We start from the raw sequence: 13602 nt of genomic DNA on the forward strand, positions 1-13602 counted from the left end.
GTGCGGCGAGAGGGCAAGCCGCACCGCCCGGCCGGTCATTTCCTACCGCCCCTTCGCCATTGGACAGCGTCCAGGAGAGATGGCGAAGGGGCCTATCCAGATGGGCTCAGGCCCTTGAGGAAAGCATGATTCCGGTCGGGACGCGCAGGGGCTTTCCGGCCTCTTCCCGCGCCTTTGCCGCCGCGGCCGCGTCGGCCGAGAAGATGTAGGTGCCGAAGGTACGGTCCTTCGCGGAGAACATCAACTCTCCGCCGCCATTCTCGGTATAGCGGAATTCACCGGTGACGTCCTCCAGCGTATCCCCGTCCAGCAGCTGGTAAATCCGGATTTCCTTCGGGTCGATCAGCTCCGCGCCGTCGCCGTCGACAAAGGGATTGGCCAGCTCCAGCCTGACGCGGGTCACGCCCGTCATCGTCGGCTTGCCGCTGAACTCATAGACGCAGGCGTCGGTGTCCGCGAACTGGTCGTCCAGAATCCCGGAATCCCAGCGGGTGGAGAGCTTGGCGTAGAACTTGCCGGGATCGCTGTCGCCCAGGAAGACGGCGCGCGCGATGGTGCCGCTGTCATTCTCCCAGGTGATCTCGTTGTCGCCGTTTTTGGCGGGCTTGACCATGATGCCGCGGTCGCCGGCGGCGAAGTCCTGGTCGGCATCCACCACGAGGTTGTTGATCCACAGCCTGTCGCTTTCAAGGGTGATTTTGGTGCCCTTGGGGATCACGTCGACGCCGGGGACGAGATCGGTCACATCCTCGGGGAGCCAGTAATCCTCGGCGGGATAGAGCCCGAACCAGGCGTTGCCCCAGGCGGCCTGCGCCCCCTTCAGGTCAATGTCCTTCTTGACCTTAATCTCGAGCTTGAAGGTCACGTTCGCCTCCTTGTCCTGCTGGAAATCCTTCAGCCGGACCTGGGCGTAGTAGGAGCGGTCATGCGCGTTCATGCCGGCGCCGCTGGCATAGCCGGGCAGGCCGTCCGCCGACGGGTCGGTCAGGAATTCGATATCCGCCTGGCTGAACTCCCTGTCGACGAGCTTGATCGATTCGATGTATTTCGCGTTGTCGCCCTTCTTGATCTTCACGTCGAGGTAGTCGTCGTAATCAAAGATCGACCGCCCTTCCAGCGTGCCCGCCGCGTCCTGCAGATCCCCGACGGTCGGGAAATCCGACTTCAGATAGATCCAGAAGGGGTTGAGCGTCAGGTAGAGCGTTTCGCCCGGCTTGATCAGGTCGTTCAGCCGGTCGTTGGGCGTATAATAATCGCCGTTTACTCCCTCGGCATAGTGCCAGCCGGCGTTCAGGGGGTCCTTGGCGGGGCTGTAGCCCGGATCGCCGGCGTAGACGACCGTATCGAGATGCCCGGCGGCGTGCTTGGCATTGTCCGCCTTCTCCACGATGACCCTTCGGCCGATCGTCCAGGGATTTCCGTCCTCGTACTGGGAATCGTTGATCGCCCCGGTAAAATAGCCAAGGGCGTCCTTTTGCGCGCCGGAGCCGTCCGCGGCCATGGCGGGAACCGCCGCCGAAACGGCGAGCGCCGCCGCCAGCGCAAGGGATAAGAGCTTCTTCATGAGAGTTCCTCCTTCAATAAAGTCGGTCAGCGCCCGGTGTTCGGGATCTCCTTTTCACCCGGGAGCTCCCCGGCGGGCTCCTCGTTGACCAGCGTTTGTTCAACGAAGATGTAGGTGCCCAGCGTGCGGGTCTTGAGGGTGAAGACGTCGCTGCCGTCCTCGTCCTCCCCGCGCTGGAACGCCGCGGTCGCGTCGATCAGCTCGCCGTCTTTGACCTCATAGATCCGGATGTTTTCCGGGTCCGCGGTCAGCTCTTCCTCCTCCCAGTCGTAATAGGGGTTGTAGAGGGTGAGCGTGGGGCGGATGGTTGAGGAGATGGACGGGTTCCCGACAAAATCGAAGATGTAAGCGTCCTGGTCGGCGAACAGCTCGGCGTAATCCCGGTCGTCCCATTTGGTGGACAGCTTCGGGTAATACTTCTTGGATTCGGAATCCGCGTAGAATTCGAGCTTCGCGATCGCATGGTTTTCATTTTCCCAGGTGACCGTGTTGTTCTCATTCCTCTCCGGCTTCACCACGTATCCCCCCTGTCCGGCCATCCAGTCCTGGTCGCTGCCGCGTTCGGTGCGATTGCCGATGTAGATCGCGCCTTCGAGCGAAGCGCCGGGAACGGTGCCCGCGCCGGGGCCGTTTTTGAGGGCGGAGGCCGAGATGATATATTTGGTGCCCTTGCTGATGCCGTTTACGCCCGACGCGCCGGCGGTCCCGTTCTTCGACTCCACGAGCCTGCCGCTGGACTCATAGACCATGTCGCATCTGGCGGTAAAGGTAAATTCGGGGGAGAGCTTGTATTCCGTATCGGTGTAGTCGTCCTTGATCACGATCTTGACGGCGCGGTCCCTGCCCGCCCCGCCGGTGACCCGCTTTTCAGCGATGGACATCGACTCGATGATCTTTTTGTCGTCGCCGCCCCTGCTCGCCTTGAATTTGAAGAGGTCCTTGTCAAAGAACGCCCTCAAAAGGGCCTCCCGGCCCGTGCCGCTCCAGCCGGCGAACAGACCGCCGCCGTCCTCCGGGAACTGGCCCGCCGCCAGGTCTCCGGGGACGATGTCCAGGGTGTCCAGAACCAGGTAGACGGTGGTGTTGGGGACGCCTTCGCCGTCCGGATTTTTGGCGGTGGTTTCGCCGTCGTCAAAATAGATGGCGCCGTTGACGGTGGAGATGTGCACCTCGTCGGCTTTGGTGGCCAGGGCCGAAATGGCCGTCGAGACGGCCAGGAGCACGGCCAGCACGCCGGATAATAGCTTTCTCATAGGGGTTCCCTCCTGTTATTGTTCTAGACCGCCGCGCGGAACACACCGCGCGGCGGTCCGTGCAGATATGGTTATCTCCTGCCGGGGCGCTTGGGCGGCGCGGGAACGACCGGCGGTTCCTCCTCCCCGCCGGAGGACGAGGGCGCATACTGCGCGGTGACCGTCCTGTTTCCGGTGATGGGGGTGTCCTTGTCGACGGGATTGCCGTCCTCATCCATCCAGCCGATGATGTCGCCGTCCTTCGGCAGCCGGTCGCCCAGGCTTTCGCCGTCGGGGACCTTAACCCTGGTCGACCCGCCGCTGGTCACGATAGTGACGTTCCAGACGTCCTGGACGGCGGCGCCCTTGTCAAAAACCGCCGTAATCGTCATATTCCCACTCACGGAGAGGGCGGCGAGTCCGTCGGTCTGAACGTCGGGCGCGCCGTCGCCGTCGGTATCCCAGCCCTTAAACTCGTAGCCGTCGTTCGGCCTTGCCCCGGGCGCGCTGAAGCCGCCCTCCGCGTCGCCGAGCGTCACGCTGCCCGCCTTGTTCAGGATGGCGAAGGTATCCCTGCCGCTGATCGAACCGTTGGGGCCGGAGGTAAACTTCACGGTGTAGGCGGGGACATAGACCGGCCTGACGGTCAGGTTCGCGGAAACCTCCGCGTTTTTCAGTGTCTCGTTATCCATATAATCGGCCGCGCCGTCGCCGGTCGTATCCCATCCGGTGAACGCATAGCCGGAATCCGGCTTCGCCACCGGGAGGGTTTTGCCCTCCTTGCTGATTTCTATCGCGTCGCCGAGGAGGTCGCTCCCGGTCTTGATGACCGTAAAGCTCCTGTCGCCTGTGAGCGTCCCGTGATCGGCGTCCTCGAAGCTGACGGTAAACCGGCTCTGGTCCTCGTCCGGGATGCCGTCCTTGTTGAAGTCCTCCTTCCAGATGGGCTTCACGGTGATGGAGGTCGAGGTCATCGACTGGCTTCCGTCGAACAGGACTTCCGTCCCATCCTCAAACTGCCAGCCGTCAACGACGTACCATTCCTTTTCCGGGCTCTTCGCGGGCCGGTCGGCCGCGGCGATCGGATCGCCCATCTCCTTGGGGACGTTCAGGCTCGCGGTCTCGCCCTTTTCATTGAAGCCGTCCGGCCACTTCCCGTCGTCGGGGCTGAAGTTGAGGCCCGCGGCCTTCTTTTTCCAGATGCCGAAAATATCGGTCGCCTTGTTGACGGAAAAGCTGTCACCCATCTTGTAATAGGCGCCGGAGCCGTCCGCCTTGTCGTTCCAGCCGAGGAAATCGTAGTTGGCGCTGCCTTCCACGCCGGAGACGTCCGGCGTGGTGCCCACGACCGCGTTGACGATGTAGGTTTCGCCGGGTTCGATGCCGGTATCGCTGGCTTCCACGACCGGGTCGGCGTCGCTGGGGAAGTTCCGGATGTAGCGGACCGTGTAGCCCGACATCATGCGGAAATCGGAAAACTCGATGCGGGTCAGGCTGCTGCAGTTATGGCTCTTGTAATCCGCGCCGACGCCGATTCCGGCGCCGGTATTTTCGATGTCGCCGTCGTAGAGCGTCACCGGGGACTGAACGACCAGCGAGGTGTTGCCGTCGCTGTCGGTGACCCTCTCGTACTGGGCGAAGGAGGCCAGCAGATGGGTGGGGTCAATCTCCATTTCAATATGGATTTTGCTGCTGCTGGAACTCGTATTATACGCGGGGAGGGACGCAACCCGGCTGACGCCGCTGAAGGAGGTCACCGTGGAGCTCGCGGACATCGCCGCCGCATCCGCCTGCGCGGCCTTCAGAAGCAGGACGCTGTTCCCCTTGTTGGCCGGGAAGTAGATGATATACCCGTCCAGCTTTCCATTTTCGATCTTCGAGTTGACAAAGATCATCGAACCTGACAGGGTATGCGTATCGATCCGCGCAAAATCCAGGTCGAAGCTGACGACCTTCTTCGCGGAGGAGGCGGAACGATAGATCATGAAGTCGGCCATCGCATCCTTGCCATAGCCGGCAAACAGGACGCTGGACGAATTGGAATCGCCCTTGACCATGATATGGCGGTCAAAGTTGTGGCAGATCACCAAATCGTTGCCGGACATCACATCCGTGAAGTAGCCCTGCACCCGTTTGCCGTCCGAATTGCTGCTGTCCGCGACCTGGTAAGGGTGCAGGTCGTCGTTGACCGACCGGTCCCAGTTCGTGCCGTAATGGTCATATACGGTCCAGTTTTCGCTCATGTAATCCGTAGGATCGATCACTTCCGGCGAACCAGCCGCAAAGGCCGGGAGCGAGAAGCCGGTGGCGGCCATTGCGACCGCCAGCGCCAGTGAAATCAGTTTTTTGGTTACTTTCAAGTACAACCCCTCTTTCCTCATCTTTTTTTATTTGCATTTGAAAGGGAAAACAAACCATGGAATCGGTCTTTCGCCCCGGCGCTTCGCAAACCGGAATCGTGGGGCAAAAGCGGTAACAAAACGGAACCACTACATAATCCGTATTATGTGGTGATACAAGCGGGAACCCCCGCGTTTTCCGGAAAAAAGAAGGCGGGAAGCGCCAAAAGGCGCTTCCCGCGAGAATTCATCCCGTTTTCAGGAAATGGAACTAGACCGAAAGAGTCACACGAATGTGCTTCCTCGGTCTGTTTTTTATGTTCAAATCAGCGGATTGTCCGCAGCCTCCGATTTTCCCTCTTGCTTTTTTCGGAAAAATAAGATAGAATAAAAAAATCAGAGGGGAATTTTGTCAAAATATGTATGTTGTTCACCACATAATACGGATTATGTGGTTTTTTTGTGTCGATTTTCTATAACACCAGCCTGAGGGAGCTGATTTGCCGCTCCTGCTCGTATCCGCTGGTCACAGTATAGATCCGTGTGGTTTCCACGCTGCTGTGCCCCAGGATATCCGCCAGATGGAAGACGTCCTTATCCATCGCATAGAATTCCTTCGCGAACAGGTGGCGCAGGTTGTGCGGGAAGACCTTCGTGGACTCCACCCCCGCCAAGCAGCAGAGGCTTTTCATGTCGTGCCAGATGTTGCTCCGATCCAGCGGCCGCCCGGCCCTGGTCGCAAATACGGGACCCGATTTGACGCCCGTCCGTTTCATATAGTCCATCAGCGCCCCGCGCAGCTTCGGCGGAAGGAAAACCCTGCGCTGCTTGCCCTTCGCGGACACCTCGACAAGGTTCGCCGCCACCGCCTGTGCGGTGATCCACCGAAGTTCGCCCACCCGGATGCCGGTGGAACAGATCGTCTGCATGATCAGGGAGAGGCGCGTATTGTTGTTTTTCTGCGCCGTTTCCAGCAGCCGCAGGTATTCCCCACGGGTCAGTTCCCTGTTCAATTCACAAAACATCCTGCGCTGCCGCCTCAGCAGCTTGACGCGGCAGCAATCCATGCCCGTCACCGCGAAAAATTTGTTGAGCGCCGCGAGCTTCGTGTTGACGGTCGCCGACGAACGGTAGGTTTCCACCAGGTGTTCCTTGTAGGCGATCACCTCTTCCTTATCAACCGGATTCCCCTTTTGCAGAAAGCCGCGAAAGTCCTCTATGTCTCTCATATACTGTGCAATTGTCAATTTGCTCTTTTCTTCCGTGACCAGCCTGCGGCGGAATTCGTCCAAAAGCTGGTCCGTTATTCTGTATCTGCCGATCATATTTTTCACTCCTTCACTGATGTTTTTTACTAGAATGTCCAGTTGTCAACATGTTATTTCGGCGATTGATTACAGAATCGTTGGCATTTTTCCCTTTCGGCTTTCCTTCCATTATACCAAGGCCGGTCAAGGCATGCCGCCCGGCGGAACATTTGCACGCGTCCCGGATAACAAAACTCCGCATCCACCTGTTTTTATATGAGAAAATATGACAAAAAAGGCGCCCGCCGTGGGAGTTCCCCATGGCGGGCGCCTTTTATAAAATAACGCTGTTATCTTCCGGTATTCGGGATTGCTTTTCCCCGTCCGGCCGGCTCATCCCCGGACGTCACAGCGGCTTTTTCCGCCGAAAGCGATCCGTCCTTCAGCTCGTCAAGGAAATAAAACACCCGGTTCTTTGCGATCTCCCCCATCGACGCGCCGTCCAGAACCAGGACGCCGCCGGCATAGCGGACTTCCAGAACCGCCCCATGCTCCTTCAGCAGCCTGACGACTTCCGCCGGCACGGTCCGCTCCGACCGCGCGTCAACCCGTACCGTCTGCCCCTCGGGCGCGGCCCGGATCATCCGCTCGACGGACGGCCAGATGGACTCCGCCGCACCGGAGGCGGAACCGGACGACCGGCGCCCGGAACCGCCGGACGGGTGGGACTCCTCTGACTCGGTATAAACCAGCACGTAGAGGGAAAAACGGTCGGTCAGGACGGTAACGGTTTTCGGGTCATTGTCCGTATCCGGAAGCCTCGTGCAGGAAAGGCTTCCATCCGGCTGCTCATGCGCACGGATGACCGTGAACGCACGCTCATAGCCCGCCCGCGGGAGCAGGTCCTCCGGAAGCTCGATGACGAGCGGGATCGGCGCGGAGGTCTCCGGGACGGCCTTCGGCGCCGCGTTCCCGACCTTTTTGAAGAGCTGGATATCGAGGCTCGCGCCGATGGTCTCCCCCTGGAGGCTGTCCGCGAGCTCCGCCTCCACAGCGGCATCCAGTTCGGCCTTTTCCACCTTGGGATAGATTTTTACCGTCGTGCCGTTCTGGACCTGCTCCCGCTCCGTTTCAGTCAGAACGCTCGAAGCGATGTGGGAAGCCTGCTCCTGCGGCAGCTCCGTTTTCGGCGCGCCTTCGGAAATCTCGGAATCGATGATCACATCCCCCGAGGCGAGGTCCCCGACCGTCCAGGAGGCCAGGTTTCCCTCCCGGGAGAAGCGAAGGTCGAACCCGCTGCCCGCAAACCACCCGGCGGAAACCGGTTCCTCACCGCCCGCCTCATAGGAGACGGCAACGTCCCCGTTTTTCCAGCCGCTCCCGAGGAGCTCGAGGGAAACCGCGTCGTCATCGGCTCCCGTCTTTGTGAAAAAGCCCTTCAGGTCAAGCCGGCCGGTCAATTGAATCGTGTCAAAATGCGCCACCCCCACGATCTGGCTGTTTCCCTCCAGCAGGGTCAGCGACGCGCTCCCGGTTTCCGATGGAACCGGCATGTTTCCCCGTCGGTTTCCGCCGAAGATCATTTCAATTTCGCTGTCGGAAACGGTGATCGCACAGCGGTCCGCCACCGAAGCGTCGCCGTCCGTGCTGTCGGTCCCCGCGACCAGGACGCTGAAAAACTCATTGTCCGGAAAATCCGCTGGATTGCGGTCGCCCCTGACCTGATCGAGGGTCAGCTCGACAGAACCGACGGCGGCGGCCGCGCCGCCGCCCGCATCGCCCCCGCCATAGATGCCGCCCGGAATCAGGGAATCCTCCAGAAGCATGGTCACGCTCCCTACCGACGCATCGGAACCCGCTCCCGAGGCTGTCCCGCCGCCGTAAAACGCTCCCGCTACAGGGCTTCCCCATTGATTCCCCACCGGGGCTTTCGAACCCGAGACGGTCAGTTCCACCCGGCCGGCCGAGGCGCGGCCCCCGCCGCTGGCCTGGCCGCCGCCAACCACATAGCCGTAAAGGTTGGGACAGTCCTCAATCCGCGTCCGGGCTGTGCCTGATACGGAGGCGTCCCCTTTGCTGGCCTGCCCGCATACGTAGCTCATCATTTCGGAGGTCCCGACCGTGCAGTCGATGCTTTCCGCGGTCGCGGAGGCGGATTCTCCGCTGGCGTAACCGCCGCTGTAAACCTCCCGCACGTCAAGTCCGGTGAGGCGCACGCTGATGGGACCTGCCACGTCGGCGACCGCCGCCCCGCTCGATGCCGCGGTCGCATAGCCGCCTCCACGGACGAAATGGGTCGCCCCTCCCTCCAGAACCTTCAGGGAGACGGCGCCGACCGACGCGTCCGAACGGTTTGCGCTGTTGGAATAGGCGTAGCCGCCGCCATAGATGCTGTGTCCATCGCTTGTGAAGCCTTCATCCGGGAGGGGACCGCGGGCCCGGTTTTCAGTGCGCGCGGTCCCCAGGACCCGGGCGCTGGCGTCGCCGTTTTTGGCCTCCGCGCGGCCGCCGCCGTAGGTCGTCACGATGATGTTCCCGGAGGTATAAACATTCGCGTCGCCGCTCACGTCGGCGGAATGGCTGCCGTCCGAATAACCGCCGCCATAGACGGCGCTCACCGCAACGCCGTCCAGCGTAACGCTGGTGTCCCCGTCGACGTCGCGGTTATTGCCGCCGCCAAAGATGGTTTTGCCTCTGGGGGAGGGGAGCTCCAGTTTCCCGTTCTCCCCGTAGAAGAGATAGCATATGCCGTCTTCCTCCCGGATGGTGACGGCAATCCCGTTCGCATAGACGCGGTTCCCGTCGATTTCCGGCGCAGGTGCGCTCTCCTCGAAAAACGCGGCCATCGCGGCCTCTTCCTCCACGGGTTCCAGTCCGTCCGCGTCCTCCGCCTGCTCCTTCCCGGGAAGCCCGTTCCCGGGAGTCTCCGGTGCGTCCGCCCACCCGTTTTCGTCCGGGGCCTCCGGGTCCGTGACCGTTCCGGAGCCGCCGTCCCCCTGCGTCTCATCCCCGCCGTCCCCGGTATCCGCATCTTCCAGAGGCCCGGCGGGCGGATCCTCATCGTCCGGCTCTGAGCCGCCGGATTCTTCCGGGCCTTCCGTCTCCGGAGCGTCCCCGGAAGGAAGCCCGGCGTCCGGAGCCGTCTCGGTGATTTCGGGCGGCTCCGACCCGGGCTGCCCGTCTGAAGCGAACAGGGGGAGACTGCCTCCCCACAGCAGAACAACCGCCGTAAGAAGCGCCAGTATCCCTTTTGCCTTGGTTTTCATATAACTTACCCTCTCTACCAAAATGATACAAAAAAATATGCACCTCATGATTTGATGAAATGCATAGTCATACATAAGCAAAGCTCCAGGAACTCCGGGAGCTGATGTGCTGCAACTGGCTGTCATCGCGCTTACGCATTAGACCCTATAGCTTTGCGTCCCTGCCTTTTGGCAGGTTTGCCCAATATGAAATTGTCACAATTATTTATTATATTCCAGAACAATGGATTTTGTGTTACTTATAAATATATCCCTTATTCTGTGGAATGTCAATGTGATCTTTTATGAAAGTTCTCCCAGTTTGACTGCCGCCCGTTTTTGGAAAAAATTCTTTTTTTGCTTCCCTTCCCGGCCGGGATATGGCATAATGAGGGCATCTTCTCCCGCATGGGCGGCACCACACAGAAAAGGAGGTCCGGGATGCTCATAAAAGCCGAGCGGTATTTTCTCTACTTCCTGTCATATTCCGTCCTCGGATGGCTGTATGAGGTGTTCCTCGAGGTCGTCGTATACCGTTGGGGTTTCTCCAACCGGGGCGTCCTATTCGGCCCCTACTGCCCAATTTACGGGGTGGGCGCCTTGGTGCTGGTCCTCTCTCTGCGAAAACTGCGGGACCTTGACATCCGTATCGGGAAGCTCCCCGTCACGCCCTTGCTCATCTTCGCGGCTTCCGGAGCCATCGCGACGGCGATCGAACTCGTCGGCAGCTATGTCATGGAGTTTTCATTAGGTAATTGGATGTGGGACTACCATGCTTATCCGCTGAATTTCCAGGGGCGGATCGCACTCAATCCGAGCATCCGGTTCGGGCTGGGCGGGCTCGTCTTTCTCTACCTGATCCAGCCGGCGTTGGAACGGGCGGCGCACAGGCTGCCCGACAGGGCACTCGCCCTCCTGAGCGGCTTCCTCGCTGGGCTGATGCTTTTGGATGCCGCTGTGACCTTCCTCTGAGGCGGATTCCGAAAATTTCCGATGGGCACCCAAAGAATCGGGTTACCGTGTACAGTTATAAAGTCGGTGTAGAAACACGGAAAACCATTGACTGGGCAGAAGCATTGTTTAAAGCTGTACTTGAGAATGAATCACAAGTGGGTTACAGCGTGGGTTATGAAAAGAAAAAGGACCGCATGAAACGTACTGTTCATGCGGTTCTTTGCATGGTGGAGCCGAGGGGAATCGAACCCCTGTCCGAAAACCAGTCCATACAGGTTTCTCCGAGTGCAGCCGGTCTTTTTAGATTCCCTTGCCGCGCCGCCGTCCGGCAGGCTGCGCAGCTTGGTAGCCCCGAATACAATCCAGCCCTACGAGGCGCTCGGGCGGATCGTTCACCACTAATCGACGCTCTGTCCGCGGCCGTGGTACTCCGCGGCAGAACGACGGCTTAATTAAGCCGCAAAAGCTAAATTATTGTTGTCGTCTAATTTAAAAACGTCATACTTTTATAGAGGTGCATGCTCCTCTACTCGCTACCCATACTTCATGACCCCCGTCGAAACCTTTACGGCCCCGTATCGGTGGGGAAATCCTTCCCTGTGGTCAATGCTGTCACAATCCCAATGGGAATATGCCTATTATACCAGAGTCTACGCCTTTTGTCTATCGCGCAGGGCGCGGTCAATATCCCGCTGAGCGGCTTTCTTGGCCATATCGGCGCGTTTATCATGCAATTGCTTACCCTTGCAGAGCCCCAGCTGCACTTTCACACGCGATCCCTTGAAGTAGAGGGAAAGAGGGATGAGCGTATAGCCCTGCTGCGCGACGAGCCCGGCCAGCCGGTGGATCTCCCGCCGGTGCATGAGCAGGCGGCGCGGGCGGTAGGGGTCCTTATTGAAGATGTTGCCCTGCTCATAGGGAGAGATGTGCATCTGCTTGACGTAGAGCTCCCCGTCCACGACGTCGCACCAGCTGTCCTTGAGGTTGCAGGCGCCTTTGCGCAGGGATTTGACCTCGGTGCCGAAGAGTTCGATCCCCGCCTCGAAGCTGTCCTCCACAAAGTAGTCGTGACGCGCCTTGCGGTTGAGTGTGATGGTCTTGGTGGACGCTCTTTCCACGCCCGCACCCCCTTTATTGTCCGGTTATTTCTGTCCTTTAAAAATCCACAGCCGGCTGATAAGAAAATTTACCGCCAGCGTAAAGCAGGTGACGACCAGTTTGGCCGTCAGCTTGCCGAGTCCCAGCCGCACGGTACACAGGTTGATAAGCAGTACGCTGAGCAGCAGCACCGCCAGGTTCCCCGCGATGAACCGCACAAGCTGAAGGCTGAAAAAGCGCTCCCCCGTCCGGAAGGTCCAGCTGCGGTTGACAAGGTAGCTGTTGAGCATCCCCGCCGAATAGCCGCACACCTGCGAAAACGGCACGCTCAGTCCGGCTGCAACCGCCAGCAGCGTGTAGACGCCGAAATCGATCAGCGTGTTCGCCGCGCCGGTGACGCCGAACTTGATCATCTTTTTGAATTCCTCGCGGTCGAGCCGCATCCTTAATCCATCTCCCCCGGCGGCGGGACGGCCGCTCTTTTTAGTATGGTCCGCAAACCGGGAAATAGTCTATGTAGCCGTCAGATTTCGCTGCGCCCCTCGAGCGCGCGGTAGAGCGTCACCTCGTCGGCGTATTCGAGGTTGCCGCCGACCGGGATGCCGTAGGCGAGCCGCGTCACCCTGACGCCCATCGGTTTGAGAAGCCGCGCGAGGTACATTGCCGTGGCCTCCCCCTCGACGGTGGGATTGGTGGCCATGATGACCTCCTTCACCTCGCCCGAACCGATGCGCGCAAGCAGCTCCTTGATATGGAGCTGGTCGGGGCCGATCCCGTCCATCGGTGAGATCAGCCCGTGCAGCACATGGTAAAGCCCGTGGTATTCCCGCGTGCGCTCGAACGCCAGCACGTCCTGCGAATCCTCGACCACGCAGATGACGCTTGCGTCCCGCGACGAATCGGCGCAGATCGGGCAGAGCTCCCCTTCGGTGAGGCTCTGGCAGACGCGGCATTTTTTGATCTTGTCGTGCGCCTCGGTGATCGCGTCGGCGAACTGCTGCGCCTTGTCGCGCGGCAGGTTCAGCACGTAAAACGCCAGCCGCTGCGCCGTCTTTCGCCCGATGCCGGGCAGCCGCTCAAACTGCTCGATCAGCTTGGTGAGCGGTATTACGTTATATGCCATGATCCGCTCAGAACATGCCCGGGACCTGCAGGCTGCCGGTAATCTTCTCCATCTCGGCGGCCGTGGTGTCCTCCACCGTGCGGATGGCCTCGTTGACCGCGGCCACAATCAGATCCTGCAGCATCTCGATATCCTCAGGGTCGACGACCTCCGGCTTGAGGGACAGCTCGCGCAGTTCCTTTCTGCCGGTCATCGTCACCTCGACCATGCCGCCGCCCGCGGTCGTCTTGAACTCCATCTCCTCGAGCTCGGCCTGCTTTTTCTTCATGTCCTCCTGCATCTTCTGCGCCTGGCGGATCATGGCGTTCATATTCTGCGGGCCGCCGCCCATGCCCTGTGGCAGTCTTGCTTTCATGGTTCCGATTCCTCCAACCTGTTGTTTCCTTTTTTATTTCAGTTCCACCGGCACGCCCAAATCGCTCGCCTTTTTGAGAAGCCCGTCAAGCGGGTCGGCGGAGACTTCGGCAACCGCGTGTTTTTTGGCATTGTAGGGCCCGAGGCTGAACTTCTGCCCCGTCACCGCAAAGATCGCGTCGCGCAGGCTCTCCTTCGCGGCGGGACTCGTGCGCAGCAGCGTGCGGAAAAAGTCGCTCTCGCAGTCGATCAGCATGAGGTCGCCGCTCGTGAAGGCGCGCGACCCCGTCATCGCGCCGCAGAGCGCGCCGTTGTGCCTGCCCAGCTCCGCGAGCACCTTCGCCCACTCGCCGAAGGGCAAAACCTCGCTCTTCCCCTCCGCCTTTTCGGCGCGTTTTTCGGGCGCGGGGCGTGCCCCGGCCGGGGGCGCCGCTGCCGCCGCAGGC

Annotated in this window: 10 protein-coding genes, 1 other RNA gene, 1 pseudogene and 1 riboswitch; of the genes and pseudogenes, 1 reads left to right on the forward strand and 11 read right to left on the reverse strand. The window is 60.3% G+C overall.

What is annotated here, in order from left to right; translation table 11 throughout:
* Positions 1-106: 106 nt before the first annotated feature.
* The 5 genes from RDM88_RS08260 to RDM88_RS08280 form a co-directional block, all read right to left on the reverse strand.
* A complete protein-coding gene (locus RDM88_RS08260; RefSeq protein WP_308754385.1) occupies positions 107-1564 on the reverse strand; it encodes a hypothetical protein in 1458 nt (485 codons plus the stop codon).
* Positions 1565-1590: 26 nt separating this feature from the next.
* Positions 1591-2817, reverse strand: a complete 1227-nt coding sequence (locus RDM88_RS08265) for a hypothetical protein (protein ID WP_308754386.1) — start codon at positions 2815-2817, stop codon at positions 1591-1593.
* A gap of 71 nt (positions 2818-2888) precedes the next feature.
* The gene (locus RDM88_RS08270; RefSeq protein WP_308754387.1) at positions 2889-5156 is read right to left on the reverse strand and encodes an InlB B-repeat-containing protein; all 2268 of its coding nucleotides are present in this window, start codon (positions 5154-5156) and stop codon (positions 2889-2891) included.
* A 452-nt stretch (positions 5157-5608) separates the two neighbouring features.
* A complete protein-coding gene (locus tag RDM88_RS08275; protein ID WP_308754388.1) occupies positions 5609-6460 on the reverse strand; it encodes a tyrosine-type recombinase/integrase in 852 nt (283 codons plus the stop codon).
* Between the two features lie 272 nt (positions 6461-6732).
* A complete protein-coding gene (locus RDM88_RS08280; protein ID WP_308754389.1) occupies positions 6733-9648 on the reverse strand; it encodes a hypothetical protein in 2916 nt (971 codons plus the stop codon).
* A 107-nt stretch (positions 9649-9755) separates the two neighbouring features.
* Positions 9756-9840, reverse strand: a riboswitch (cyclic di-GMP riboswitch).
* Between the two features lie 228 nt (positions 9841-10068).
* Here RDM88_RS08280 and RDM88_RS08285 point away from each other — a divergent pair.
* Positions 10069-10599, forward strand: coding sequence for a putative ABC transporter permease (locus RDM88_RS08285; RefSeq protein ID WP_308754390.1), 531 nt, complete (start codon positions 10069-10071; stop codon positions 10597-10599).
* A gap of 207 nt (positions 10600-10806) precedes the next feature.
* Here RDM88_RS08285 and ssrA read toward each other — a convergent pair.
* The 6 genes and pseudogenes from ssrA to RDM88_RS08315 all read right to left on the reverse strand — a co-directional run.
* Positions 10807-11156, reverse strand: a transfer-messenger RNA (tmRNA) gene (ssrA, locus tag RDM88_RS08290).
* Positions 11157-11231: 75 nt separating this feature from the next.
* Positions 11232-11699 (reverse strand): SsrA-binding protein SmpB, encoded by a 468-nt coding sequence (smpB, locus tag RDM88_RS08295; protein ID WP_308754391.1) that lies wholly within the window; start codon positions 11697-11699, stop codon positions 11232-11234.
* Between the two features lie 24 nt (positions 11700-11723).
* Entirely contained in the window at positions 11724-12122 is a 399-nt protein-coding gene (locus RDM88_RS08300; protein ID WP_308754392.1) for a GtrA family protein, read from the reverse strand.
* Positions 12123-12202: 80 nt separating this feature from the next.
* A complete protein-coding gene (recR, locus tag RDM88_RS08305) occupies positions 12203-12802 on the reverse strand; it encodes a recombination mediator RecR (RefSeq protein WP_308754393.1) in 600 nt (199 codons plus the stop codon).
* A gap of 7 nt (positions 12803-12809) precedes the next feature.
* Positions 12810-13157, reverse strand: coding sequence for a YbaB/EbfC family nucleoid-associated protein (locus RDM88_RS08310; RefSeq protein WP_308754394.1), 348 nt, complete (start codon positions 13155-13157; stop codon positions 12810-12812).
* A gap of 33 nt (positions 13158-13190) precedes the next feature.
* Positions 13191-13602: pseudogene (locus RDM88_RS08315) on the reverse strand (hypothetical protein); the annotation flags it as partial.

The sequence above is a fragment of the uncultured Anaerotruncus sp. genome (assembly GCF_902490045.1).
Classification (GTDB): Bacteria; Bacillota; Clostridia; order Oscillospirales; family Ruminococcaceae; genus Anaerotruncus.